Annotated in this window: 21 protein-coding genes; 8 read left to right on the plus strand and 13 right to left on the minus strand. The window is 75.5% G+C overall.

Annotated elements, in window-relative coordinates:
* Positions 1-114 precede the first annotated feature (114 nt).
* The 3 genes from D7294_RS28835 to D7294_RS28845 all read right to left on the minus strand — a co-directional run bounded on the left by D7294_RS28835 (position 115) and on the right by D7294_RS28845 (position 2,797).
* On the minus strand, positions 115-357 hold the full coding sequence (locus D7294_RS28835; protein ID WP_120684751.1) for a DUF2630 family protein: 243 nt from the start codon (positions 355-357) through the stop codon (positions 115-117).
* A 161-nt stretch (positions 358-518) separates the two neighbouring features.
* Positions 519-1,787, minus strand: coding sequence for an FAD-binding protein (locus D7294_RS28840; RefSeq protein WP_120684752.1), 1,269 nt, complete (start codon positions 1,785-1,787; stop codon positions 519-521).
* A gap of 86 nt (positions 1,788-1,873) precedes the next feature.
* A complete protein-coding gene (locus D7294_RS28845; protein ID WP_120684753.1) occupies positions 1,874-2,797 on the minus strand; it encodes a LysR family transcriptional regulator in 924 nt (307 codons plus the stop codon).
* 178 nt (positions 2,798-2,975) lie between these two features.
* On the opposite strand from D7294_RS28845, the gene D7294_RS28850 reads away from it, so the two are divergent.
* Complete coding sequence (locus D7294_RS28850; protein WP_241562697.1) at positions 2,976-4,382, plus strand: MFS transporter; 1,407 nt, start codon at positions 2,976-2,978, stop codon at positions 4,380-4,382.
* Between the two features lie 146 nt (positions 4,383-4,528).
* Here D7294_RS28850 and D7294_RS28855 read toward each other — a convergent pair whose 3' ends face one another.
* The gene (locus D7294_RS28855) at positions 4,529-5,131 is read right to left on the minus strand and encodes a PadR family transcriptional regulator (RefSeq protein WP_120684755.1); all 603 of its coding nucleotides are present in this window, start codon (positions 5,129-5,131) and stop codon (positions 4,529-4,531) included.
* 133 nt (positions 5,132-5,264) lie between these two features.
* On the opposite strand from D7294_RS28855, the gene D7294_RS28860 reads away from it, so the two are divergent.
* Complete coding sequence (locus tag D7294_RS28860) at positions 5,265-6,200, plus strand: SDR family NAD(P)-dependent oxidoreductase (protein WP_158674710.1); 936 nt, start codon at positions 5,265-5,267, stop codon at positions 6,198-6,200.
* 69 nt (positions 6,201-6,269) lie between these two features.
* On the opposite strand, the gene D7294_RS28865 is transcribed toward D7294_RS28860, so the two are convergent.
* The 3 genes from D7294_RS28865 to D7294_RS28875 all read right to left on the minus strand — a co-directional run bounded on the left by D7294_RS28865 (position 6,270) and on the right by D7294_RS28875 (position 9,426).
* Positions 6,270-7,400 (minus strand): Gfo/Idh/MocA family protein, encoded by a 1,131-nt coding sequence (locus D7294_RS28865; protein WP_241562698.1) that lies wholly within the window; start codon positions 7,398-7,400, stop codon positions 6,270-6,272.
* On the minus strand, positions 7,397-8,143 hold the full coding sequence (locus tag D7294_RS28870) for a sugar phosphate isomerase/epimerase family protein (RefSeq protein WP_120684757.1): 747 nt from the start codon (positions 8,141-8,143) through the stop codon (positions 7,397-7,399). The genes D7294_RS28865 and D7294_RS28870 overlap by 4 nt, the downstream gene beginning before the upstream one ends.
* A 200-nt stretch (positions 8,144-8,343) precedes the next feature.
* A complete protein-coding gene (locus D7294_RS28875) occupies positions 8,344-9,426 on the minus strand; it encodes a tartrate dehydrogenase (protein WP_241562699.1) in 1,083 nt (360 codons plus the stop codon).
* Positions 9,427-9,553: 127 nt separating this feature from the next.
* Here D7294_RS28875 and D7294_RS28880 point away from each other — a divergent pair, with 127 nt between their 5' ends.
* A complete protein-coding gene (locus D7294_RS28880) occupies positions 9,554-10,012 on the plus strand; it encodes a GNAT family N-acetyltransferase (protein WP_120684759.1) in 459 nt (152 codons plus the stop codon).
* A 76-nt stretch (positions 10,013-10,088) separates the two neighbouring features.
* On the opposite strand, the gene D7294_RS28885 is transcribed toward D7294_RS28880, so the two are convergent.
* From D7294_RS28885 to D7294_RS28905, 5 genes are read right to left on the minus strand one after another with little or no spacing between them, the layout of a single operon-like run.
* Positions 10,089-12,224: a DUF2264 domain-containing protein gene (locus D7294_RS28885; RefSeq protein ID WP_241562700.1), complete on the minus strand. Its 2,136-nt coding sequence runs from the start codon at positions 12,222-12,224 to the stop codon at positions 10,089-10,091.
* The gene (locus D7294_RS28890; protein ID WP_174248466.1) at positions 12,221-13,198 is read right to left on the minus strand and encodes a hydroxyacid dehydrogenase; all 978 of its coding nucleotides are present in this window, start codon (positions 13,196-13,198) and stop codon (positions 12,221-12,223) included. The genes D7294_RS28885 and D7294_RS28890 overlap by 4 nt, the downstream gene beginning before the upstream one ends.
* 26 nt (positions 13,199-13,224) lie before the next feature.
* Positions 13,225-14,079 carry a carbohydrate ABC transporter permease gene (locus D7294_RS28895; protein WP_206619581.1) on the minus strand — a complete coding sequence of 285 codons (855 nt, stop codon included), beginning with the start codon at positions 14,077-14,079 and terminating at the stop codon, positions 13,225-13,227.
* Complete coding sequence (locus D7294_RS28900; RefSeq protein WP_120684761.1) at positions 14,076-15,014, minus strand: carbohydrate ABC transporter permease; 939 nt, start codon at positions 15,012-15,014, stop codon at positions 14,076-14,078. Before D7294_RS28900 ends, D7294_RS28895 begins: the two co-directional genes overlap by 4 nt.
* Positions 15,011-16,339 (minus strand): ABC transporter substrate-binding protein, encoded by a 1,329-nt coding sequence (locus tag D7294_RS28905; RefSeq protein ID WP_120684762.1) that lies wholly within the window; start codon positions 16,337-16,339, stop codon positions 15,011-15,013. The genes D7294_RS28900 and D7294_RS28905 overlap by 4 nt, the downstream gene beginning before the upstream one ends.
* A 143-nt stretch (positions 16,340-16,482) precedes the next feature.
* Between D7294_RS28905 and D7294_RS28910 the strand changes: the two genes are divergently transcribed.
* Complete coding sequence (locus D7294_RS28910) at positions 16,483-17,586, plus strand: substrate-binding domain-containing protein (protein ID WP_120684763.1); 1,104 nt, start codon at positions 16,483-16,485, stop codon at positions 17,584-17,586.
* Positions 17,587-17,667: 81 nt separating this feature from the next.
* On the opposite strand, the gene D7294_RS28915 is transcribed toward D7294_RS28910, so the two are convergent.
* Positions 17,668-19,251 (minus strand): SLC13 family permease, encoded by a 1,584-nt coding sequence (locus D7294_RS28915; RefSeq protein WP_120684764.1) that lies wholly within the window; start codon positions 19,249-19,251, stop codon positions 17,668-17,670.
* Between the two features lie 335 nt (positions 19,252-19,586).
* On the opposite strand from D7294_RS28915, the gene D7294_RS28920 reads away from it, so the two are divergent.
* The 4 genes from D7294_RS28920 (at position 19,587) to D7294_RS28935 (ending at position 25,555) form a co-directional block, all read left to right on the plus strand.
* Positions 19,587-21,167 carry a selenium-binding family protein gene (locus D7294_RS28920; protein WP_241562701.1) on the plus strand — a complete coding sequence of 527 codons (1,581 nt, stop codon included), beginning with the start codon at positions 19,587-19,589 and terminating at the stop codon, positions 21,165-21,167.
* A 64-nt stretch (positions 21,168-21,231) separates the two neighbouring features.
* On the plus strand, positions 21,232-22,431 hold the full coding sequence (locus D7294_RS28925) for a sensor histidine kinase (RefSeq protein WP_120684765.1): 1,200 nt from the start codon (positions 21,232-21,234) through the stop codon (positions 22,429-22,431).
* A complete protein-coding gene (locus D7294_RS28930) occupies positions 22,428-23,111 on the plus strand; it encodes a response regulator (protein WP_277751129.1) in 684 nt (227 codons plus the stop codon). The genes D7294_RS28925 and D7294_RS28930 overlap by 4 nt, the downstream gene beginning before the upstream one ends.
* 164 nt (positions 23,112-23,275) lie before the next feature.
* The gene (locus tag D7294_RS28935; RefSeq protein WP_120684766.1) at positions 23,276-25,555 is read left to right on the plus strand and encodes an MMPL family transporter; all 2,280 of its coding nucleotides are present in this window, start codon (positions 23,276-23,278) and stop codon (positions 25,553-25,555) included.
* Positions 25,556-25,661: the final 106 nt, after the last annotated feature.

Consider the following 25,661-nt stretch of genomic DNA (forward strand, 5'->3'; position numbering starts at 1 on the left):
CCAAGCCGTGCTCGCGCTCGCCCGCCGACGGGTCAACGTCCTGTGGGCCCTCCTGCGTGACGGACGGTGCTACGAGCCCATACCGCCCGTCACGGCCGCCGCTTGACATCTCCATTAGGAATCGTAGCCCTCGACCTCGGGCGCCGGGCGCATCGCCGCCTCGTTCGGGTCCGCGCCGAACTCGGTCTTCGCGCGGCGCTGCCGCAGCAGGTCCCAGCACTGGTCGAGCCCCGCCTCGACCTCAAGCAGCCTGGCCTGTTCCGCCGCCCCGAGGCCCCGGCCGGTGGAGCTCTCGCGCAGGTCGCGTTCCTCGGCGACGAGTTGCCCGACTCGGGCGATGATGTCCTTGTCGTCCATGTCGTCAGGCTAGTTCCGCGGCCGAACCCGGGCCATTCGGCGGCGGGGGCCCGGGGGTGGACCGGGGCCGGCGTCTGCGACACGGCCGCGGAGACCACCGGCTGGGGTGCCAGGGCTGGTCCTGGAGCGGCAACGGCGGGGGGCGCGGCCCCGCCGGCGCCTCAGCCGAGCAGCTCGTCCAGGTGGGCGTTGCGGAAGCGGCCCGCGGGGTCGTGGACGAGCGCCAGGCGCCGGAAGTCGGGCAGCCGCTCGTAGGCGGCGCCGATGGCCTCGGCGGACAGCGAGGTCAGCTTGCCCCAGTGCGGGCGCGCCCCGTACGGCAGCAGCGCCCGCTCGACCGCGGCCACGGCCGGGGCGACCGCCTCGGCGTCCTTGACCCAGGTGAAGTGGAAGGCGACGGAGTCGCGGCCCTGGGCGGGGGAGAGCCACAGCTCGTCGGCGGCGATCGTGCGGACCTCGGAGACCTGGAGGACCGGCGCCAGGGCCCCGCCGAGCCCGCGCAGCGCGGCGATGGCCTCCCCGGCGGCCCGGCGCGGCAGGAAGACCTCGGACTGCAGCTCCTCGCCGCGGCTCGGGGTGAACTCGGGCCTGAAGTGCGGCAGCCGCTCGTGCCAGGGGCCCGGCACGCCGAGCTGCCCGGTGCAGAACTCGGCGGGCATCCCCGCGATGGGGTGCCAGGGCGCGTCGGCGAGGCGCCCGCCCAGCCAGTCCGCGCCGGGGTGGCCGCCGCCCTCCCGGTCGAGGCGGCGCTTGAGGAGCACCGTGGCCGTGCCGCCGTGCCAGTCGGTGAAGGTGCTGACGCTGGAGGCGGCGCCCGTCACCTCGTCGAACCCGGCCGCCACCGCGTCGAGGGGCACGTCCAGGTACACCCACTGGGCGACCTCGTAGGCGGGCTCGACGGCCAGGGTCAGCTCGGTGACCACGCCGAGGGCGCCCAGGGAGACCACGGCGCCGGCGAAGCGGCCGGGGTCGGCCGCGCGCGTCAGGTGCACCAGGTCGCCCTCCGGGCCGACGAGTTCGAGCCCGGTCACGGCGGAGGCGAGGCCCTGATGGGCGTCGCCCGAGCCGTGGGTGCCGGTGGCGACCGAGCCGGCGACCGAGATGTGGGGCAGCGAGGCGAGGTTCGCGAGTGCGAAGCCTGCCGCGGCGAGCTCGGCGGCGACCTCGGCGTACCGCAGACCCGCGCTCACGGTCACGGCGGCGGCCTGCGGGTCGAGCTCGATCCGCTTCGGCAGGCCGTCCACGCGCACGAGGTCGTCCGGGGTGTCCGCGAGGCGGTTGAACGAGTGGCCGGTACCCAGGACCCGCACGTGCGCGGCGCCGGCGACGGTGCGGCGCAGCTCGTCGAGGGTGGCGGGGCGGTGCACGCGCGCGGCGCCGAAGGTGATGTTTCCTGCCCAGTTGTGGGCCGGGGTCCCGGTTGTCAGCATGCGCCGACCGTAATACGGAACTGTGTGCGAAGGGTAGCGAGGGTGGGCGGGCGCAAGGGCGCCAGGGCCGCGGCGGCGGGCGGCGCTCAGGCGCCGGGGCGAAGGCCGGAGGCGACCTCCCGCACGGTGGCGCGCAGCCAGCGGTGGGCCGGGTCGCCGTCGAAGCGCGGGTGCCAGGACTGGGCGACCGGCAGCGGGGGCAGCGGCAGGGGGATCTCGAAGGTGCGCAGCCCCAGCCGTTCGATCACCGGCCCCGCGAGCCGGCGGCCCGTCCTGGCCACCAGGTCGCTGCCCGCGGCGACCAGCAGGGCGGCGGAGTGGGTGGGCAGCGAGGCGACCACGCGACGCCGCAGCCCGAGCCCGGCGAGCGCCTCGTCGATGGGGCCGTGCAGCCGGCCGCGGCGCGAGGCCGTGACGTGGTCGGCCGCGGCGTAGCGCCCGGGCGTGATCTCCCCGGAGAACAGCGGGTGGTCCCGGCGCGCCACGCCGATGTTCTCGTCGGTGAACAGGGGGGCCACCCGCGTCTCGGGCGCCGTCTCGCCCGGCACCCCGATCTCCAGGTCGACGCGGGTCGAGCGCAGCGCCCGCGAGTTCTCCGGGCCCTCGGGGAGCAGGCGCAGCGTCACGCCGGGCGCGCGTTCCCCGAGCAGCGCGAGCAGCGGCATGCCGAAGGCCGTCAGCAGCGCGTCGTCCGCGAGCAGGGTGAACGTCCGCTCCAGGGTGGCGGGATCGGGCTCGGCGGGGGGCCGGAAGAGCGCCTGCGCCCGCTCCAGGAGCTCGCGGACCTCGCCGCGCAGCGCGAGGGCCCTGGGGGTCGGGACCATCACCCGGCCCGAGCGCACCAGCACCTGATCGCCCAGCGCTTTGCGAATGCGACCGAGTGTGCGGCTCATCGCCGGGCTCGACAGGTGCAGCCGCCTGGCCGCCTCGGTGACGCTCTCCTCCTCCAGGAGGGCGTCGAGCGCGATCAGCAGGTTGAGGTCGAGGCGCGGCAGTTGCGTTGAATGCATTGATCCCTTGCCAAAGTTGCATTTGAAGTCATGTTCGCTCGCTGTCACGGTACCTGGCATGACACCCAGAACTCCGCCGGCTGCCCCGGCTTCCCGAACCTCCCCGGCTTCCCCGGCGCCCTCCGCCGTCGCCCCGCGCTCCGCCGCCGGGCCGCCGGCCCGCGGCGTGCTCGCGCTGATGTCGGCCTGCGTGACCCTGTGCGTCGCGCTGGTCGCGGCCACCAATCTGGCGACCGCGAAGCTCGCCGGAAGCTCCCTGCACCCCTCGGCGACCGGGCTGCTGTGGATCGTGGACGCCTACGTCCTCGTCTTCGCCTGCCTGCTGATACCGGCCGGGGCGCTCGGCGACCGCCTCGGCCGCAAGGGGGCCCTGCTCGCCGGGCTCGCGGTGTTCGCGACCGGCTGCGCGCTCTCGGCACTCGCCCCGGGAACCGGCGCGCTGATCGCCGCCAGGGCCCTGACCGGCGCGGGCGCCGCCCTGGTCATGCCGGCCACCCTGGCCCTCGCGCTGCACTGCGCCGGAGCGGAACGCCGCCCGCACGCCATCGCGGTGTGGACGGCGGCCACCGGCATCGCCGGCACGCTCGGCAACCTCGGCGGCGGGCTCGCGCTCCAATTCCTGCCCTGGCGGGGGCTGTTCTGGTCGGTGACGCCGATCGCGCTGCTGCTGCTTGCGCTGGCCGCCCGCCGGGTGCCGCGGGTGGCACGGCACCCGGCGCCGGTGGACCCGCTGGGCACGGCGCTGCTCGCCGGTGGCTTCCTCGCGCTGCTCTTCGGCATCGTCGAGGGCCCGGAACGCGGCTGGCGCAGCGCCGTGGTGCTCGGCGCGCTCGCGGTGGCGGCGCTCCTGCTGGCCGCGTTCGCCGGGCACGGGCTGCGGGCGGCCCACCCGCTGGTGGACCCGCGGCTGTTCGCCGCGCCCGGGCTGCGGGCGGGGGTGCTCGGGCTGGCCGCGGTGTTCTTCGGGCTGTTCTCGCTGTTCTACGTCAACGCCCAGTACCTGCAACTCGCCAAGGGCTACTCGCCCGCGCTGACCGGCGCGGCCATCGCGCCGATCGGCCTCGGCATGCTCGTCTCGGCGCGGGCCGCGGTCCTGGCCCGCAGGCTCGGCCCCGGGCCGCTGGTGGCCGCCGGATTCCTGGCCCTGGCCGCCGGGCTGATCCTGCTCTCGCTGCTCGACCGGCACACCCCCTACCCCGCGTACGCGGCGCTGCTCCTGCTGCTCGCCCTCGGCATGGGCCTGGCGATGCCGCCGCTGTCGGCGGCGGTGGTGAACGCCCTGCCGGACGGCCGCGGCGGGCTCGGCGCCGGCCTGGGCAGCGCGGCCCGCGAGATCGGCAGCGCGCTCGGCGTCGCGGTCGTCGGCACGGTGCTCGCCGGGCACCACTCCGGCGGCGCGCCCGGCCGGGCGCTCGCCGCCTCGGCGGGCGGCGCCGGGGACGCGACGGCCTTCACCGACGCGATGTCGGTCGCCTTCCGCGTCGTGGCCGCGGTCTTCGTGGTGCTCGCCGTGCCGGTGCTCCGCTGGCTGCGGCGCGCGGGCGGCACCCCGGGCTTCGGCGCGGACGCGGCGAGGCACGGCTGAGAGGCGGGCGAGGCGTGAGGGGCGGGCGAGGCGTGAGAGGCGGGTGAGGCGCGGGGCACGGGCGAGCGCGGGGCGCGGCTGAGGGCGGGCCGGGGACGGTCGGGCGCGCCGCCGTCCCGCCCGGGGCGGGGGCCCGCGCGCCCGGCTCAGCCCTCCGCTTCCGGCGGGGGCGCCGCGGCCGGCGCCGGGGAGGCCGCCGCCCCCGGGGACCCCGGGGACCCGGGGGCCATCGGGTCCGTCTCCCTGGCCCACTCGGCCCAGGAGGCGAGGGCCTCGTTGATCCGGATGCCCGCCTCCAGGGCCACCCGCATGGCGCGGACCTGGGGTCCCGTGCCCCACTCGCCGCGGTCCTTGGCCCGCGCGTAGGCGCGCAGCGTCCGCGCCGTTTCGGCGTAGAAGGCCCGCTCCCGCTCCAGATGGGCCCGCAGCTCGGCGGGCTCCATCAGCCAGAAGAAGTACGCCCGCAGCAGGGTCTCCATGCGGAAGGTGTGGTCCACCTCGCCCTCGGCGAGCCACCGCCGTACCTCGGCGAGGCCCTCCCCGGTGATCCGGTACGCCTTCCTGCGGCGCGGCCCGTGGCTGTCCACCTCGATCAGCCCGGCCTCCGCCAGCCGGGACAACTCCGCGTAGATCCGCGGGTGCTGGGCGGGCCACACGGTGCCGAGCGCCTCCTGGAACCGGCGCGCGAGGTCGTACCCGCTCGCCGGCCCCTCCGCGAGCAGGCCGAGCAGGCCGTGGCGCAGCGACATCGGAGGCTCCCTCGGTGATCAAGCAGGAAGGACCCATCTTGACACGCGTCCCCGCGCACCCCAACACTTGTACATGTCCATTCGTACATGTCACTCCCTCCATGTCGAGGGCGAGGCGGGGGGCGGAACACCCATGTCCGAGGTCCACACGCCGCGCGCGGTCCCGGCCGCGGGCGCCCGCACCGTGGTCCTGGTCGGCGCCACCTCGGGCATCGGATGGCAGGCGGCGAGGCAACTGGCGGCGCGCGGCCACCGGCTGCTGTTCGTCGGCCGCGACGAGCGGCGGGGCAGGCGCCTGGCCGCCGCCCTGGCCCGCCACCCGGGCGGCGCCGAGTTCATCCCGGGCGACGTCTCCACGCTGGCGGGCATCGAGGCGGTCGCCGGCCGGATCGGGGAGCGCACCGACCGCGTCGACACGCTGCTCAACAACGCCGGCGTGATGGTGCCCAGGCGCCGGCTGACCGCGGAGGGCATCGAGCTCAACTTCGCCGTGCACCACCTCGCGCCCTACTCGACGACCGGGCTGCTGCTCCCGCTGCTCGCCCGGGGCGAGGGGCGCGTGGTGAACACCAACTCGGAGGGGCACCGGGCCACGCTCTCCGGGGGCAGGGTGGAGCTGGACTTCGCCGACCTCCAGAGCGAGCGCGGCTACCAGATGTTCCTCGCCTACAGCCGCACCAAGCTCGCCAACCTGCTGTTCACCCACGAATTCCAGCGCAGGAACCCGCGCTTCACGATGGTCGCCCTGCACCCGGGCATGGTGCGCACCCGGCTGGTGCGCGGCCTGCGCAACCCGGCGCTGTGGCTGTTCAACCGCACCGCCCGCTACCTGCTCGCCTCGCCCGCCAGGGGCGCCCGCCCCCTGGTCCACCTGGCCACGGCCCCCGAGGTGATGCCGGGCCGCTACTACGACAGGTTCACGCCCGTCGCCCCCTCGGCGCAGTCCCTCGACCGGGAGGCCGCCGCCCGGCTGTGGGAGATCACCGAGGAACTGCGCGGCCCCTTTCCCCGCACCGGCCTCGGCGGGCGCCCCGCCCGCCGCGGCACCGGGCCTGCGGGCGGGGCCTGACCGCGCCCCGCACGGGCCGCGGCCACCGCCGCGCCCCCGGGGGAGGGCACGGCGGGGCCGGCGGCCGGTTCAGCCGAGCAGCGCCGCCGTGGGGTCCCAGCCCAGCGGCAACGGCTCCGGCGTGGTGAGCGTCCCGCCGCCGCCGCGCAGCGCCGGGGCGTCCGGGGAGCGGTACGCGCGGCTCTCGGCGGCCTCGACGATGGCCGTCATGGTCCGCAGCACGTGCAGGCCGAGCGAGCCGGAGGCCCGGTGCGGCTCGCCCGCGCGCAGCGCCCGGGCCATCTCCAGCACGCCCAGGCCCCGGCCGGCGGTGGTGCCCTCCACGGGCAGCTCCCGCCAGGTGCTCTCGCCGTTGGGCAGCAGCCGCAGCGGCCCGCCGAAGGTGTTCGGGTCGGGGACGGCCAGCGTGCCCTCGCTGCCCGTCACCTCGAACATGATGCGGTGCGCCGCGGAGTCGAAGCTGAACACCGAGTTGGCCCGCGGCCCGGAGACGAACTCGATCAGCGCGCTGACGTGCGTCGGCACCTCCACCGGGAAGCGTTCCCCGGCCTTGGGCCCCGAGCCGACGACCCGCTCGTGGTGGCCGCGCGTCGCGGTGGCCACCACCCCGGCGACCGGGCCGAACAGCGCGACCAGGGCCGTCAGATAGTAGGGGCCGATGTCGAACAGCGGCCCGCCGCCCGGCTGGTAGAAGAAGGCCGGGTCCGGGTGCCAGGACTCCGGGCCCAGGCTCGCCACCGCGGTGGTCGCCGCGATCGGCGTCCCGATCTGCCCGGCCCGCACCGCCCGGACGGCGGACTGGAGCCCGGCGCCGAGGAAGGTGTCGGGGGCGCACCCCACCAGCAGCCCGCGCTCGGCGGCCTCGGCCAGCACCTTCTCGCCGGCCTCGGCGGTGGCGGCCAGCGGCTTCTCGCCGTAGACGTGCTTGCCCGCGCGCAGCGCCGCCGTGGCCACCTCGGCGTGCGCGGCCGGGTGGGTGAGGTTGACGACGATCTCCACCTCGGGGAGGGCGAGCACGGTGTCCGGGTCGCCCGCGACCGGCACGCCGTGCTCCCGGGCGGCGGCCTCGGCCCGCGCCACGTCGAGGTCGGCGATGCCGAGTATCTCCGTGTCGGGGAAGCCGCCGAGGGCACGCAGGTACTGGCCGCTGATGTTGCCGGCGCCGACGAGGGCGACGCCCACCGGGCCGCGCGGGCTCACGCCGCCTCCCCGAGGCCGTCAAGGTAGGCGCGGCTCTCGGCGAGGGCGCCGAAGACGTCGGTGGCGCAGGAGTCCAGCTCGACCACGCGCCAGGCCCCGGGCGCCGCGGCCAGGATCTCCGGCACCGCCATGGCGCCGCTGCCGACCGCCACGTGGGGCTGCTCCTTGGCGAGGGGGCCGTCCTTGACGTGCAGGGACCGCACCCGGTCCCCGAGGCGGCCGAGCAGCCCCGGCACGTCCGCGCCGCCCACGGCCGCCCAGTAGGTGTCCACTTCGAGGGCGACCTGCTCGGCCAGCTCGCCGGCCAGGACGTCGAGGGCGTGCCGGCCTTGGACCAGGGGCTCCACCTCCCACCAGTGGTTGTGGTACGCGAGCCGCAGGCCGTGCCCCGCGGCCAGCTCGGACAGCGCGTTGAGGCGCTCCGCGGCGCGGCCGATGCCCTCCGCGGTGGTGAAGTCCTCGTGCGGAATGCCGGCGGGCACGATCGCCAGCTCGGCGCCCAGGGTGGCGATGGCCTCGAAGACGGGGCCGGGTTCCTCGTCGAGAAGCGCGATCGCGTGCGCGCCGGGGATGGTCAGCCCGAGGTCGTCCGCGACGCGGCGGAAGCCCTCGGGGTCGTCGGTCGGCTGAAAGGGTTCCACGGCTTTGTACCCGAGCTCCGCGATGCGCGCGAGCACGCCGTTGCGGTCGGCGGCCAGTGCCTCGCGGACGGTGTAGAGCTGAACGCCCAGTGGTGGTGCCATGGTTGTGCTGCCTTTCGAAGCAGTGCTTTTGTGCGGCTCGCGTCGCTTTGCGAGGGCTGCCGGCCCCGGAGAAGGTTAAGCGCTTCACCGCGGCCTGGCGAGAGCCCCCCGCAGGCTTTCCCAGGCCCGGGCCCCGGTACGCCCCGGCCGCCGGTTCCGGAACCGGCGCCCGCCGCGGGCCGCCGCCGCCCGGCTCCCGCTCAGCCGCCGAGGGAATCCACCAGGGCCCGGGTCACCTCGGCCGTTCCCGCGGTGCCGCCGAGATCCCTGGTGAGCACCCCGGCCGCGGTGACCGCGGCGATCGCCCGCTCCACCCGGGCCGCCTCCGCGGGCAGGCCCAGGTGCTCCAGCATCATCGCCGCACTGCCCACGGCGCCGATCGGATTGGCCCAGCCGCGGCCCGCGATGTCGGGCGCCGAGCCGTGCACCGGCTCGAACATGCTGGGGAAGCGGCGCTCCGGGTTGAGGTTGGCGCTGGGCGCGAGGCCGAGGCTGCCGGCCAGGGCGCTGCCGAGGTCGGAGAGGATGTCGGCGTTGAGGTTGGAGGCGACGACGACCGACAGCTCCCACGGCCTGAGCACGAACTTCGCCGACATGGCGTCCACCAGCACGCTCTCGGTCTCCACGTCCGGGTAGTCCGCGGCCACCCGGGCGAAGACCTCGTCCCACAGGACCATGCCGTACTGCTGCGCGTTGCTCTTGGTGACGCTCGACACCTTGCGCCGGCTCCTGGTGCGCGCCAGCTCGAAGGCGAAGCGCATGACGCGCTCGCAGCCGCGCTCGGTGAACAGCGCGGACTGCACGGCCACTTCGCCGCCGGGGCCGCGCCCGGCGAAGTTGCGCCCGCCGAGCCCGGCGTACTCGCCCTCGCTGTTCTCGCGGACCACGACCCAGTCCAGGGCGTGCGCGTCGGCGGCGCGCAGCGGGCTGCGCACGCCGGGCAGGAAGCGGACCGGGCGGACGTTGGCCCACTGGTCGAAGCTCTGGCAGATCCGCAGCCGCAGGCCCCACAGGCTGACGTGGTCGGGAACGGTGGGCCAGCCGACGGCGCCGAAGCAGATCGCGTCGAACTCCCGCAGCCGCTCCAGGCCGTCCTCGTCCATCATCCGGCCGGTGCGCTCGAAGTGGCCGCAGCCCCAGGGGAATTCCTCCCAGTCGAAGGCGAACGCGCCGTGCGAGTCGGCCGCCAGGGCGTCCAGCACGGCGCGGGCCGAGGCCAGCACCTCGGGGCCCACGCCGTCGGCGGGTATCGCGGCGATGCGGTAGGTGTGCGTCGGTGCCACGGGAACTCCTCTGCAGGGGACGGGGGACGGAACGGGGAGGGGAACGGGGGAGGCGGGACGGGAACGGAGGGAGGACGAGGGAGGACGAGGGAGGAAGGGGGAGGAAGGGGAGGATAGCCTGGCGGCCATGGCGGACTGGGAACTCCGGCCGGCCTCGGCGGCGGACGTCGAGGCGGTGGCCGAGCTGCGGGCCGCGGTGCTGCGGGCGGATCTGGAACGGCTCGGGCGGTACGACGAGGTGCGGGTACGGCAGCGGCTGCGGGACGGGTTCGTCCCCGGGCACACCTGGGTGATCGAGGTGGGCGGGGAGTTCGCCGGCTGCGTGGCGCTCCGCCCGGCACGCGACGCCCGCTGGCTCGAACACTTCTACCTGGCCCCGCACTTGCAGGGCGGCGGCATCGGGGCGGCCGTGCTCGAACGGCTGCTTGAGCGCTGCGACGGGGAGGGCACCCGGGTGCGGCTGAACGTGCTGCAGGGCAGCAGGGCGCGGCGGCTGTACGAACGGCACGGGTTCGCCGCCGAGTCCGAGGACGCGGTGGACGTGTTCATGCTGCGGGAGCCCGCCCCGGCGGCCCCCGGCTCCTGAGCGCCCGGCCGCGCGGGCACGCGGGGCCGCCGGGGCGGCCCCGCGAAGATCCGGGCGACGCGGCCCCGCGGGGTCCCTACGGCGCGGCGCCCCCCTCGGCCGGCGCGGGCGGCCCGCCGCCCGGGGGCGGCGGCAGGGTGAGGGCGGTGGCGAGCGCCGGGAGGCCGCCGCGGGTCGCGGGCCAGTGCACGGTGAGGGTGCCGGGGAGGGCGCCGGGCACGACGCGCGGCAGCGCGGGCGCCCCGGGCGGCAGGGCGCCCGCGGCCCCGGTCCGGTCGAGCAGGACGGCCGCGGCGTACAGTTCGCCGGGCCGCGGCGCGGCGGCGGTGGCGAGCCAGGGCACCGCGGTGACGCGGCCCAGCGGGCTCGCGTCCCGCGCCAGGGCGACGCCGGCGCGCCCCAGGCCCCGCAGTCCGTACAGCGCGGAGCGCAGCCCGCCGACGGTGGCGGCCCCGGCCGCGCCGTGGCCCGGCTCCGCGCGCGCCCCGGCCCCCGCCTCCCCGCCGGACCCGGTTCCCGCCGCCTCGCGGGCCGCGGTCCTCGGCTCCTCGTCCGCCGCGAGGGGCCAGCCGCCGAAGCGCAGCGCGAGCAAGGCCGCGGCGCCCTCCGCGGGGGCGCCGCCCTCCTCGATCCTGGCCAGCCGCACCTCGACCCCGTCCCGCAGCAGCGAGGCCACGGTGAGCAGCGGGCCGGGCAGGACCGCGCCGGCGCGGCCGGAGCCGTGGTCGGGCGAGGCGTCGGCGCGCGCGTCGACCCAGTGCGCCCGGCCCCGGGAGGCCGCGGCGAGCACCCCGCCAGGCAGCCGCCGCGCGAACAGGGTGGCGAAGCCGGAGCGGTGGGTGGCGCGGCCCGCGGCGTCCAGCAGCACCACGCTGTTGTCCAGCGGGTCCGCCACGGCCGGACCGGTTGGCGGCGGCAGGGTCGCGGTGGAGTAGCCGAGCCTGGCGTACAGGGGCGCGTCGGCGGTCTCGGCTCCCTCGGCGGCGTGGTCGGTGCCGTGGTTGAGCACGATCGCGAAGCCGTCCGCGCGCCGCGCCGACACCAGCCAGCCCGGCGCCGCCACCACCCGGGTCACGTCCTCGCGCTCCACCGGCAGCGGCTCCTCCGGCGCGGTCCACACCGGGTGGCCGGCCGGGAGCGCGAGGCCGAGCAGGCCCTTGGCGGCCCAGTAGGGCGAGCCGGGGCCCGAGTACGCCTGCCGCATCGCGGGCCAGGGGCCGTACCAGCCCAGGCTCAGCAGCCCGTCCGCGCCGGGCACGCCGCGGTCGGCGAAGTGCCGCACCAGGCCGCTCGCGGCCCGCCGGGTCAGCCCCGGGGGCAGGGCGTCCACCCCGGCGAAGGCGGCGGCCCACAGCGGGGCGGCGGCGGCGAAGCGGTAGACCAGGCTGCGGCCCTGGAGCAGGGGCGAGCCGTCGGCGCCGATCAGCCGCACCGCGTCCTGCAGGTAACGCGCCAGGTCGGCGTCCCACCGGGCGCGCAGCGCGGGCGGGCACAGGGTGCCGGTGACGTCGAAGAGGCGGGTCCACAGCGCCGGGTACAGGTGCAGGGCCCAGCCGGTGTAGTGGTCGAAGGCGCGCTCGCCGGCCCCGTCGCTCAGCCAGCCGCCCTCCCGCCGCAGGGAGGCGTGGACGGCGAGGTCGGCCTCGACGTCGGCCCTCGACCAGGGGCCGCCCACCTCCCGCAGAAAGGACTCCACGACGATGCGGAACCACACCCAGTTGATCGGGGGATAGGGCTGCCCGACGACGGTGCCGAGCCAGGCGACGACGCGTTCCCTGACCCGGTCGTCCAGGCGGTCCCACAGCCAGGGCCTGGTCAGTTGGAGGATCAGCGCCAGGGAGGCCGCCTCCACCTTGGCCTGGCCGAGCCGGTCGGGCCGCGGCCAGTACTCGGGCGAGCGCGGGTCGGTGCCCGCGGCCAGGCCGGCGGCGTGGCGTTCGAGCAGCCCCAGCGGGTCGGCGCCGCCCTCGCCCGCCACCCGGAAGCCGGCCAGCAGGAAGGTGCGGGCGAAGCCCTCCAGCCCGTCCGAGTCCCTCCCGTAGGCGCTTGCGGGACCCGGCAGCGCCACCCGGGCGCCGCCGGGGGAACGGTGGGCCTCCACGGCGGCGAGCAGCTTGTCGGCGTACGCGGCCCAGTGCGCCCTGGTCCAGCCGGTGTGCGGGGACAGCTCCGGGTCGGGTGCGGGCAGCCAGGACGGCGGGGTGGGCCTCACGCCTGCACCCCCAGGGACTCGCGGGTGACCGGGTCGAGGGGCGGCAGCCCGGCGGCGTACCGCTCCAGCTCGTCGAGGGCGGCGGCGGCCATCCGGCGGGTCTCGGAGCCGAGCGAGCCGGCCACGTGCGGGGTGAGGACGACGTTGGGCAGGTCGTAGAGCGGCGAGTCGTCCGGCAGCGGCTCGGGCTCCGTGACGTCGAGGATGGCGTGCAACTCGCCCGCGGCGCAGGCGTGTTCGAGGGCGGCGGTGTCCACGAGGGAGCCGCGGGCGGTGTTGATCAGCACGGCGTGCGCGGGCAGCGCGGCCAGCTCGGCCGCGCCGATGAGGTGCCGGGTCGAGGGCAGGGCGGGGGCGTGCAGGCTCAGCACGTCGGCCAGGGGAAGGGCCTCGGCCAGGGGCGCGGGTTCGGCTCCGGCGGCGGCGATCGCGGCCGGGTCGGCGATCGGGTCGACGACCAGGACGCGGGCGAAGGGGGCCAGCAGCCGGGCGACCCGGCGGCCGATCCGGGAGAAGCCGACCAGCACCACCGTGCGGTCCCGGCCGCTGAGTTCGCCGCGGCCATCCCGGTAGCTCCAGTCGGTGCGGAAGCGGCGCGCGTCGGCGGCGAGGAAGGGCACCTTCTTGAACGCCCACAGCACCGCGGCCAGCGTGTACTGGGCGACGGGCTCGGCGTTGGCGCCCGCGGCCGTGGTCACCAGCAGGCCCCGGTCGAAGACGGCGGGGGTGACGTGCGGGCGGACGCTGCCCGCGGCGTGCAGCACGGCCCGCAGCCTGGGGGCGGCGTCCAGTACCTCCCCGGTCAGCTCGGGGCAGCCCCAGGAGGTGAGCAGCACCTCGACCTCGGCCAGCCGGCGCCGCACCGCGGGGGCGTCGAGGCGGTGCGCGGCCCACGGCTCGCCGAGCGTGGCCAGGGCGCGCAGCCGGGTCAGCTCCCGGCCGCCGAACTGGGTGCCGAGCCAGGCCGGGTCCATGGCGAGCAGCGTGTGGGGCCTGCGGGTCACTTCAGGCTCCCCGAGGCCAGGCCGGACCGCCACTGGCGCTGCAGCAGGAGGAAGGCGGCCACCAGGGGCACCACCGCGAGCAGCGATCCCGTGATGACCAGCGGGCTGTACTGGGGGAACTGGGTCACGCGGGAACTCCATTGGAACAGGCCGAGGTTCATCGGGAACAGGTGCGGGTCGGTGAGCATGACGAGGGGCAGGAAGAAGTTGTTCCAGATCCCGACGAACTGGAAGAGCAGGATCGTCACCACGCCGGGCCGCATCATGGGCAGCGCGACGGTGAAGAAGATCCGCAGCTCCCCGGCCCCGTCGATCCTGGCGGCCTCCAGCACCTCGTCGGGTATCGCGGCGTCGGCGTAGGCGCGGGCGAGGTAGACGCCGAAGGGGTTGGTGAGCAGGGGGATGAACACGGCCCAGAAGGTGTCGACGAGCCGCAGCTGGGAGGCGAGCAGGTAGAGCGGCAGGGCCAGCGCGGTGGTGGGCACCAGGACCCCGGCCAGGGTGACGGCGAAGAGCAGGCGGCGGCCGGGGAAGCGCAGCTTGGCGATGGCGTAGCCGCAGGCGGCGCAGATCAGCGAGCCGAGGACGGCGCCGAGTCCGGCGTAGAGCAGGGAGTTGCGCACCCAGTCGAGGAAGACGCCGTCCTCCTCGGCGAAGAGGTCGCCGAGGTTGTCCCACAGGTGGAAGCCGCCGAGTGCGAAGGCGCCGGTGGTGGAGAAGTCGCCCAGGCTCTTGGTCGAGGAGGTCAGCAGCCACACCAGCGGCAGGAGGCTGTAGAGGGAGGCGATCAGGAGCAGGGCGTGCACGGCCCCCCGGGAGGTCCAGCGGGAGCCTGAGCCGGTGGTGTTCAACGCGACCTCCGGGCGGACAGGCGCATCACGAGCGCCGAGAGCAGGGCCGAGGCGAGGGCGAGCAGCATCGAGGCGGCGGCGGCGCGGCCGTAGTCGTTGCTGATGAACGCCTCCTCGTAGACGTAGAGGCTCGGCGTCCAGGTGCTGGTGACCGAGCCGGTGAAGGAGCGCAGGACCAGCGGCTCGGTGAACAGCTGGAGCGAGCCGATGACGGTGAACACCAGGGCGACGAAGATCGTCGGGCGGATGGTCGGCACCTTGACCGACCAGGCGGTGCGGAGGGGGCCCGCGCCGTCCACCCTGGCCGCCTCCAGCACGTCGCGCGGGACGGTCCGCAGCGCCGTGTAGAAGATGATCATGTTGTAGCCGGTCCACTGCCAGGTCGTGATGGTGACCAGGGAGGGCAGGACGCCGTTGCCGCCCAGCGGGTCCCAGGGCAGCAGGTCCTGGAGCGGGCCGATGTTCGGGCTGTACAGGTAGGCCCAGATCAGGCCCGCGATCACGCCGGGTACGACGTAGGGCAGGAAGACGGCGAGCGACCACACCTGACGCAGCCGCACGGTGGCGCTGTCCAGCAGCAGCGCCAGGACCAGCGCGATGCCGAGCATCAGCGGCACGTGCACCAGGGCGTACCCGGCCACGTTGCCCACGCTGTCGCGGAAGGCGCCGTCCCCGAGCACGTCGGCGTAGTTGCCCAGCCAGACGAAGACGTCGTGGGGGCCGTCGAAGCCGAGTCCCGACAGGCGCTCGGTGAACAGGCTGAGGTAGAGCGCGTAGCCGATGGGCACCAGGACGGTGCCGAGGAGCAGCAGCGCGAAGGGCCCGGCGAGCAGCAGCGCGGCGAGCGGGGCCCGGCCGCCGCGGCGGGGCCGGCCGGGGGCGGGGGCGCCGGGCGGGCGGGTCTCCTCGGCGGTGGTGGGGGCGAGGACGGTCATGCGGGGCTCCCTTCCCGGACGGAGAGGCCGCGGTCGCGCATGTCGGACACGGCCGAGGACTGCACCCGGCGCACGGCGTCCGGGAGGGTGGTGCCGCCGGTGGTCACCTCGGCGAAGGCGTCGGAGAGGGTGGCGAACAGGCCGAGCGAGGTGGGGCCCCAGGTCCAGTCGGGGACGCGGGCGGCGGCCTCGTCCAGCACGTCGTAGACCGGGTCGCCGACGAACCAGTCGCCGGGCACCACCTCGCGGGCGACCTCGCGGCTGGGCAGCCAGGCGGGGAAGGGGGAGGTGAACTCCGAGCCGACGCGGACGACTTCGGGGTCGGTGCTCAGCCAGCGCAGGAAGGTCAGGGCGGCCTCGGCGACCTCGCTCTCCTCCGATATGCCGAAGGCGGTGCCGCCCTGCACCCCGTTGGCCGGGGCGGAGGCGTCCCAGACCGGCATGGTGGCGATGGCCCACCGGCCGGTGTCGTCGGGGATGGACTTCTTCAGGGTGCCCACGCTCCAGGAGGCGCCGAGCAGGCCCCACAGCCGGCCGGAGTGGATGCTGGAGATCCAGTCCTGGGTGCCGGTGCCCGCGCTTTGCACCAGCCCGGCGGAGATCAGGTCCTGCCAGTACGCGGCGGTGCGCAGGGTGCCCTCGCCCGCGACGTCCACCAGCCAGGTGTCGCCCTCGATCCGCCACCAGGGGTCGCCCGCGCCCCAGGACATGCCGGCGAAGAAGGAGCCGTCGTTGAGCGGGAAGGTGGTCAGCCGGGAGCCGGGCGCCGCCTGCCGGACGGCCTCCGCGGTGTGCCGGAACTCCTCCCAGGTGCGCGGCACCTCGATGCCGTGCTCGTCGAAGAGGTCCTTGCGGTAGTAGAAGGCCATGGGGGCGAAGTCCATCGGGACGGCCCAGGTGCGCCCGTCGGGCCTGACGCCCTGCCAGGCGGCCGGGGTGTAGCCCTCGGCCAGGTCGGCGAGGTCCTCGGTGAGTTCCCGCAGGCCGCCGGTGGCCAGCAATTGGATCAGCCCCTGGTACTCGACGTGCAGGATGTCGGGGGCGTTGTGGGCGCGGATCGCGTTCGTCTGCTGCGCGTAGCCCCCGGAGAGGCCGGCGGCGATCACGCTCAGCTCGACGTGGACCTCCCGCTGGGCGGCGTTGAAGGCGGCCACGTATTTGTCCATGCCGGTCATCCACGACCAGATGCGGACCCGAGTGGCGCCCGAAGCGGTCGTGCGGGAGGAACAGCCGGACAGGAGGGTGGCTCCGCCCGCGGCCAGCGCGGCGGAGCCTGAGGCGGCGCGCAGGAACGCGCGGCGCGACCAGTCGGTATGCGGCGCCATGGGGTCGTTCCTCCCGGGGGTGCTGGGGAAAGGGAGCGATCGGTGGTGGCGCACACTCCAACCTGTGCGATAGTGCGGAGTCAATCATTCGGAACGAGAACGATCTGGAACGATCAATAACGATCAGAAGTGAAGGTTCGCCGATGACCCTCGCGTGGGAGCGCCAGGAGCGCATCCTCGCCGCCGTCCGCAGCCAGGGCACCGTCCGGCTCGCCGACCTCGTCGGCCGGCTCGGCGTCTCCGCGGTCACCGTCCGCCGCGACGTCACCGCGCTCGCCGACCGGGGCCTGGTGCGCCGGGTCCACGGCGGCGTCACCCTGCCCTACCGGCAGGCCGGCGGCGCCGGGGCCGAGCCGCACCCCACCCCCTTCGGCCCCGCGGCGGCCCGCGCCCTGGTCGGCATGGTCGTGCCCTCGGTCGACTACTACTGGCCGCCGATCGTCCAGGGCGCCCAGGCCGCGGTGACCGCGGCCGGCGGGCGCCTGGTGGTGCGCGCCGCCAGCTACGACGGCACCGAGGACCGCCGCCAGATCGCGGGACTGCTGGAGCGCGGCGCCCAGACCCTGCTGGCCGCGCCCACGACCGCCGGGACCGCCGGGCGCGAACTCCTGCGCTGGCTCGGCGCGTTGCCCCAGCCCGTCGTCCTGGTGGAACGCCTCCCGCCGCCCGAGCTGCCCACCCTGGCCCTGGACGCGGCCACCACCGCGCACGCCCTGGGCGCCGGGCTCGCCGTGCGCCACCTCGTCACCCTGGGGCACCGGCACATCGCGCTGGTCACCTCCCGGTCGAGCCCCACCAGCCGGGCGCTGCGGGCCGGCTGGCAGGAGACCGTGGCCTCCCTCGAACTCCCGCCGCACGGGCACCTCGACACCGACGTGCCCGCCTACGGCACGCCCGGCTGGTCCGCCGCCTACGACGAGGTGCTGCGCCGCTGCCGCAGGCGCGGCGTGCGGGCGCTGCTCGTGCACTCCGACCGCGAGGCCATCGGCATGCTCGAACGCGCCCGCGAGCTCGGCATCGCCGTCCCCGACGAACTCGCCGTCGTCACCTACGACGACGAGGTCGCCGCCGCCTCCGACCCGCCGCTGACCGCGGTGCGCCCGCAGAAGCACCGGCTGGGCGCCCTGGCCGCGGAACTCGCCCTGGCCCGCCTCGCCGACAGCGGCGAACGCCCCGTGCACCGGGTGCAGTTGTGGCCGACCCTCGTGGTGCGCGAGTCCTGCGGCGGCCGGTCGGCCACCGACTGAGCCGGCCCGGCCGGACGGGCCGCCGCCGTTTCCGCAGCCGCTCGGGCCGCCGGAGCCGTTGACGCCGCCGGGGCGAGCCGGTCAGCCGAGCCCGACCACGTCCACCATCACCGGGATCGCCAGGATGATCAGCAGCGCCCCCAGCACGTCGAAGGCCAGGCCCGAGCGGATCATCGTGGTGATCCTGACCACCCCCGAGCCGTAGGCGATGGCGTTCTGCGGCGTGGACACCGGGAGCATGAAGCCGAACGAGGCGGCGAAGGTGGCGGCCAGCGCGGGGACGAAGGGATCGACCCCGGCCGCCGACGCGATCGGCAGCACGATCGGCACCACCACCGAGGCCGAGGCCGTGTTGCTGGTCGTCTCCGACACCAGGATCGCCAGCAGGGCCGCGAAGATCGTGATCGCGAACTCGCCCTCCAGCCCGAGCCAGTCGTTGGTCTCGGTGCCGATCGTCTCCGCGAGACCGGTGGAGGCCAGCAGCGAGCCGAAGATGATGCCGGTGCCGAACAGCAGGATGGTGCCCCAGTCGATCCGGGCCGCGTCGCTCCAGTTCAGCGTCGCCTCCCGGCGCGCGAAGTCGGTCGGCAGCACGAAGAGCAGCGCCGCGCCGAGCACCGCCACGATGCCCTCGTCCAGCCGGTTCGACACCGTGTCGTAGACGGAGGAGTCTGTGCCCGCCACCAGGGCCACCACGCCCGGCGTCACCCACAGCACGACGGTGATGCCGAAGGCGGCCAGCGTGTTCCACTCCGCCCGCGACAGCCGCCCCAACTCCGCGCGCTGCCCGGCCACGTACTCCTCGATGCCCTCCAGCCGGCGGATCTCCGGCCGGTTCAGCAACAGCAGCACCACCGCCAGCACCACGAACATCAGCAGGCACACCGGAAGCGCCGTGCCCATCCACTGCGCGAAGGAGATCTTCTCGCCCGTCGCCTGCTCGATCAGGCCGCGGCCGATCAGGTTCGGCGGGGAGCCCACCGGCGTCAGCAGCCCCCCGACGCTCGCCCCGTAGGCCAGCATCAGCACCAGCGCCGCGCCCACCCGCAGCCGCGCCGGATCGAAGTCCTCGGCCACCAGCCCGCGGTCCTGCAGCAGCTTCGCGATGACCGTCAGGATGCCGAGCGCGGTGGGCAGCAGCATGGCCACCGTGGCCGTGTTCGAGACGAAGGCCGAGAGCAGGCAGGTGATCACCCCGAAGGCGAGGATGACGCCCACCGTCGAGCGCCCCACCCCGGGCAGGGCGAGGATGCGGAAGGCGAACCGCCTGGCCAGGCCGTGCTTCAGCATCGCCTGCGCCAGGATGAACGCGCCGATGAAGGTGAAGATCGTCGTGGAGCCGAAGGGCGCGAGCGCCTCGTCGGGCGAGACCACCCCGAAGAGCACGATGCAGCCCACCCCGATCAGCCCGCCCACCGGGATGGGCACCGGCTCCGTCACCCACAGCACCACCACCCCGAGCAGCACCCCGGCCAGCGTCTGCTGACTGGGCGCCATGTCCAGCGGCAGCGCCAGGAAGACGGCCGCCACCAGCGGAGCCAGCCACATCCCCGTCGTCTGCCTGGCCCGTTCGAACCGCTCCTCGGCGGGGGAGAGCCTCTGCTCGCCGAGGCTGCGGTACGTCGCATGCCCCAGCAGTGCCTTCTCGACATCGGTCCTTGCCATCAGCAACCTCCCGAGGTCCCTGGCGTCCCGCGGGTGCGCGGACGCCACCTAAGAAGCTGGCCCCGAACGCGCCCGGCGTACAGACGTCGCGCACGAGAACGCGCCAGAACGCAGGCGAAGGGCCCCGAGGCCCGCGCCCCACCCCGGCGCCCGCCCGCACCCTTGGCAACGCACCGCGCCTGTGCCACGCTCGGGTGCGTGGCGGCCCATCTGCGACCCGACTTCAGCCGAAGGCTGCACGTCGACCTGGAGCGCGTGAGCACCGCCGTCTGTCCCGGGCACTGAAGCCCCGCAGACGACCGGCCGGCCAACGCCACGACCCCAGGAGCCCGTTGATGCCCACGGACCCGCACCCCCGGCATGCCCACGACGGCCATGACAGCCATGACAGCCACGAAGGCGACCACGGCCACGGCGGCCACGCCGCCCACCAGCCCGGGGGCGCCACCCCACACCTCCCGCCCCCGGCGGGCGGCCGGGGCGCCGCCCACGCGCACGACGAGTCGGCCGCCCGCCCCCACGCGCACGCCGACCCGACGCTGTACCGCAGCCCCGCCGAGGCCGCCGCGGCCCCACCGGAACCGCTGGCGTACGTCGCCGGCTTCGACCGCGCAGCCGCCCGCCCCGACGCCCTGTTCACCGTCGGCACCGACCCCACCTCGGACACCTACGGCCGGGTCCTGGCCCGCACCGACCTGAGCACGCTCGGCGACGAACTCCACCACTTCGGCTGGAACGCCTGCTCCAGCGCCCTCGCCCACGCGGGCCACCACCACGCGGAGCGCCGCTACCTGCTGCTGCCCGGGCTGCGCTCCTCCCGCCTGCACGTCTACGACACCAGGCCCGACCCGGCCCGCCCCCGCCTGGTGAAGGTGATCCCGGCCGCGGAACTCGCCGCCAAGGCCGGCTACTCGCGCCCGCACACCCTGCACTGCGGCCCCGACGGCGTGTTCCTCTCCTGCCTCGGCGGCGCCGGGGACGAGGAGGGCCCGGGCGGGGTCGCGCTCCTGGATCACGAGACCTTCGAGGTGCTGCGCGCCTGGGAGACCGACCGCGGGCCCCAGCACCTGGCCTACGACGTGTGGTGGCACCTCCACCACAACGTGGCCGTCACCAGCGAGTGGGGCACCCCCGGCATGGTGGAGGGCGGGCTCGACCCCGAGTTGCTGCTCGGCCGCCGCTACGGCCACGCCCTGCACTTCTGGGAGCTGGACACCGGGCGCCACCTCCAGCGGATCGACCTCGGCGACGAGCACCAGATGGTCCTCGAACTCCGCCCCGCCCACGACCCCGGCCGGGACTGGGGGTTCGCCGGCGTCGTCGTCAGCGTCGCCGACCTGTCCGCCTCGGTGTGGCTGTGGCACCGCGACGGCGACCGCTTCGCCGCGCGGAAGGTCGTCACCCTGCCCGCGGAGCCCGCGGACCCCGCGCTGCTGCCGCCCGCGCTCCGGCCCTTCGGCGCCGTCCCGCCGCTGATCACCGACATCAACCTCTCCGTCGACGACCGCTGGCTGTACGTCTCGGCCTGGGGCACCGGCGAACTGCACCAGTACGACGTGCGCGACCCCTTCCGGCCCCGGCACACCGCCTCGGTGCGGCTCGGCGGCATCACCGCCCGCGCCGCCCACCCCGCCGCCCCGGACCTCCCGCTCTCCGGCGGGCCCCAGATGGTGGAGATCAGCAGGGACGGCCGCCGCGTCTACCTGACCAACTCCCTGTACGGCGCCTGGGACGACCAGTTCTACCCCGAGGGCACCGGCGCCTGGCTCGCCAAGCTCGACGCCGACACCGAGCGGGGCGGGTTGCGCCCCGACGCGCGTTTCTTCCCGCACGGCGACGCCTTCGGCGGGCTGCGCGTCCACCAGACCCACCTGGCCGGCGGCGACGCCTCCTCCGACTCCTACTGCTACCGCTGAGCCGGGCCCGTGCCCGCCCCGCACGCCGGGGCGGGCGACAAGGGCCCTGCGTACGCTGGCCGGTATGACTGGCCGCTTCGTCCAGGCGTTCCGGTGGGACCGGGCCGCCCTGCTCGCCCTCACCGGCCTGCTCGTGGAGGTGGGCCTGCTGCTCTTCCACCGCGGCGACGGGGGGTTCGCCCGCCCCCTGGCCGGGCTCGCGGCGGCGGTCTGCGGCTGCCTGCTGCTCGGGCTGCGGCACCGCAGGCCGGTGACCGTGGCCGTGCTGGTGATGCTCCTCGCCTTCGTCTACTACCCGGTCAGCACCCTCGACGGGCCGCTGGCGCTGGTCGTCTACCTGGTGGCGCTCTACCACCTCGCCCGCACGGGCCGCCTGGCCGCCGCCATCGCGATGGCGGCGGCCACCATGCTCGCCGTCACCGCGGGCGAGCTGCTCCAGACCGGCAACCACCGCAATGTGGACAACATCGCGATCCTTCTGTTCGGCGGCTGGTTCCTGAGCCTGATCGCCCTCGGCCACGCCCTGCACATCAGGCAGCAGCACCAAAGCGAGGCGGAGGAGCGGGCGCTGGCCGCGGAACGCGAGCGCGACCTGCGGGCCGCCCAGTCGGCCACCGAGGAACGGCTGCGTCTGGCACGGGAGTTGCACGACGTGATCGGCCACAGCATGTCGCTGATCAACGTCCAGGCCACAGCCGCGCTGCACCGCAGCCGCAAACGACCGGGCGAGACAGCCGAGTTGATCCACGCCCTCGAAGCCGTACGGGAGAGCAGCAAGGAGGCGCTGCGGGAACTGCGCGCGACCCTGGGCGTGCTGCGGCAGGTGGACGAGACCGCGCCGGTCGAGCCGGTCGCCGGCCTGGAGCGCCTGCCGGAGCTCGCCGGGCGCGCCAGGGCCACCGGCCTCGACCTCGCCGTGGCGACCACGGGCGAGGCCCCCGTCCTGCCGCCCCAGATCTCCCTGGCCGCCTACCGGATCGTGCAGGAGTCGCTCACCAACATCACCCGGCACGCGCAGGCCGAACACGCAGTCGTCCGCGTCGAGTACACCGCGGGCGAGGTGCACCTGAGCATCACCGACGACGGGCTGGGCGCCCGTCACGGCGCGACGGGCAGCGGCCTGGCCGGCATGGCGGCCAGGGCCAGGGCCCTGGGCGGCGAACTCACCGCGTGCAACGCCCTGGGCGGCGGCTTCCGGGTGACGGCCCGCCTGCCGTTGCCCGCGAACGACGCCCTGCCGCAACCGCATAGGCTGTTCGGGTGAGCGTGGCAGGACAGCGGATCAAAGTGGTGCTCGCCGACGACCAGATGCTGGTGCGGGCAGGCTTCAAGTCGATCCTGTCCGACGAGGAGGACATCGAGGTGGTCGGCGAGGCGGCCACCGGCGCCCAGGCCGTCGAACTGGCCGAGCGGCTGCGGCCCGACGTGGTGCTGATGGACGTCAGGATGCCCGAGCTCGACGGCCTCGCCGCCACCGAGCGCATCGCCGGCGACCCGCGGCTCGCCGGGGTCCGCGTCGTCATCCTCACCACCTTCGACATCGACGACTACGTGTACGGCGCCCTGCGGGCGGGTGCCTCGGGCTTCCTGGTCAAGGACACCGAACCCCTGGAGCTGCTGCACGGCATCAGGGTGTGCGCCCGCGGGGACGCGCTGATCGCGCCCACGGTCACCAGGAGGCTGATCGCCGACTTCGCCACCCGCGCCAGGCAGCCCGACCCCGGGCCGCGGCTGAACGTGCTGACCGAACGGGAGCGCGAGGTGATGCGCCTGGTCGGGGAGGGATTGACCAACGACGAGATCGCCGCCAGGCTGGTGGTCAGCCCGGCCACGGCCAAGACCCACGTCAGCCGGGTCATGACCAAGCTCGCCGTCCGCGACCGCGCCCAGCTCGTCATCCTCGCTTACGAGACGGGTCTGATCACCCCCGGCTGGCTCGGCTGAGCCGCCACGGGAGGCGGCGCACTCAGGGATACCCCTAGGTGACCGCAGGTCGGCGGGCGCAACCGCTGAGGTACGCCCGGCGGCCGCCGTGCGTCCCGGGCGGTAGGACAGGTGTCAGCCGCGGGCCGACGCGCCCGGCGTGCCCCGCGGGCGAGGGTGATCCCGTGAACGATCCGACCACGCACACCTCACCCAGGACCCACCGGGCGCCCGGGGCCCCGGGCCCCCGCCCCGCCCCCTCGGCCGAGCCGCCCCACGGCTTCTTCGCCCGGCTGGCCGGGTTCTGCCACCGCCGCCGCGGCACCGTGCTCGTCCTGTGGCTCCTCGCCCTGGCCGGCCTGTGGACCCTGGCGAGCGTCGCGGGCGACGACTACCGCCAGGACTTCTCGCTGCCGGGCACCGACTCCCAGCGCGCCGCGGAACTGCTCGCGGAACACGGCTCGGCGCAGGGCGGCGGCACCCTGGAGATCGTCCTGCACGACCCCTCCGGGCTGCGCGAGGACCCGGCCGGGCAGCGGGTGCGGGACATGCTCGCGCGAGTCGCCGAACTGCCCCACGTCGCCGAGGTGTTCGACCCCTACCAGGACCCCTCCTCGATGTCCGCCGACGGCACCACCGGCTTCGCCACCGTCGTCCTCGACGTGGACTCCGAGGACATGCCGGACGCGGACACCCGGCGCGTCTTCGACACCGCCCGCGAGATCCAGGGCGAGGGCATGCAGGTGGAGCTGGGCGGCGAGCCCGCCAGGTCGCTCGCCGAGGACGAAGGCGGCGCCACCGAGGGCATCGGCCTGCTGGCCGCGCTGATCGTCCTCGTCTTCATGTTCGGCACCGCCATCGCCGCCGGACTGCCCGTCGTCACCGCGGTGTTCGCGGTCGGCTCCGCCCTGGGCGTCGTCGTCCTCGCCTCCCACCTGTTCACCATCGCCGACTACACCACCTACGTGATGATGCTCGTCGGCCTCGGCGTCGGCATCGACTACGCGCTGCTGATCTTCGCCCGCTACCGCGCCGAGCTGCTGGCCGGCGCCACCCCGGAGCAGAGCACCCGCAACGCCCTGGACGCGGCCGGGCGGACCGTGTTCTTCGCCGGCTGCACGGTGATCGTGGCCCTGCTCGGCCTCGTCGCCCTCGGGCTCGGCTCCCTGCAGGGCATCGCCGTCTCCGTGGCGCTGACCGTGCTCTTCACCATGCTCGGCGCGCTGACCCTGCTGCCCGCGCTGCTCGGCCTGTTCGGCGCGCGCTTCGCCCGCCAGTTCCGCGCCAGGGCGGCCAAACGGGCCGCGCGCGGCCGGGCCCGCGAGGGCGAGGCATGGCGCGGCATCGCCCGGGCCGTGCAGCGCCGCCCGCTGGCCGCGCTGCTCGTGGCCGTCGCCGCCCTGGGCGCGCTCAGCGCGCCGGCCGCGGGATTGCGCCTGGGCTTCGGCGACGCGGGCAACGACGCCGCGGACTCCACCAGCAGGAAGGCCTACGACCTGCTGGCCGAGGCGTTCGGCCCCGGCTTCAACGGCCCCCTCGTCGTGGTGGCCGAGGGCGGGGAGCAGGGCGCCGCCGCGGCGGCGGGGAAGGCGGCGGACGCCCTCGCCGAGGTCCCGGGCGTCGCCGCCGTCGCCCCGCCCACGCCCACCGAGGACGGCCAGGTCGCCACCCTGCTCGTCTTCCCCGGCTCGGCGCCGCAGGACGAGGCCACCTCCGAGCTGGTGTCCCGGCTGCGCGGCGAGGTGCTGCCCGGCATCGCCGCGCAGACCGGTGGCGAGTACCTGGTGGGCGGCGCCACCGCGGCCACCGAGGACTTCTCCGCGAAGGTCGCCGCGCGCATGCCGCTGTTCGTGATCCTGGTCGTGGGCGTCTCCCTGCTGCTGCTGACGGCGGTCTTCCGCTCCCTCCTGATCCCGCTGAAGGCCGCGGTGCTCAACCTGCTGAGCATCGGCGCCGCGCTCGGCGCGATGACCCTGGTGTTCCAGCACGGCTGGTTCGGCGTCGAGGGCGGCCCGATCGAGGCGTTCCTGCCGGTGATGATCTTCGCGATCGTCTTCGGGCTCTCGATGGACTACGAGATCTTCCTGGTCTCCCGCATCCACGAGGAGTGGGAGCGCAGCGGCGACCACCGGCACGCGGTGCGCGAGGGCCTGGCCCACACCGGCTCGGTGATCACCGCGGCGGGCGCCATCATGATCGTGGTCTTCGGTGCCTTCATGCTCAGCCCCGAGCGCATGCTGCGCCAGTTCGGCTTCGGCATGGCCGTCGCGATCCTCGTGGACGCCGTCGTCATCAGGTGCCTGATCGTGCCCGCGGTGATGCAGCTGCTCGGCCGCCGCGCCTGGTGGCTGCCGGCGCCCGTGGCGCGGCTGCTGCCGCGGGTCAGGCTGGAACGGGCCGCGGCCCCCAAGGCGGCGGCGCCCGCGGCGAGTGAGGGCACTGAAGTCGCGCCCAGCGGGTACTGAGACCGGGCACGCCGGGGAGGGCGGCGCGGGGCACCGCGCCGCCCGGCCGCCGGGAAGGAGCAGGCGGCGGGGGACGGCGGCGAGGGCACGGCGAGGAGAGGAGGAG

The sequence above is a fragment of the Streptomyces hoynatensis genome, from assembly GCF_003626535.1.
Lineage (GTDB): Bacteria > Actinomycetota > Actinomycetes > Streptomycetales > Streptomycetaceae > Streptomyces > Streptomyces hoynatensis.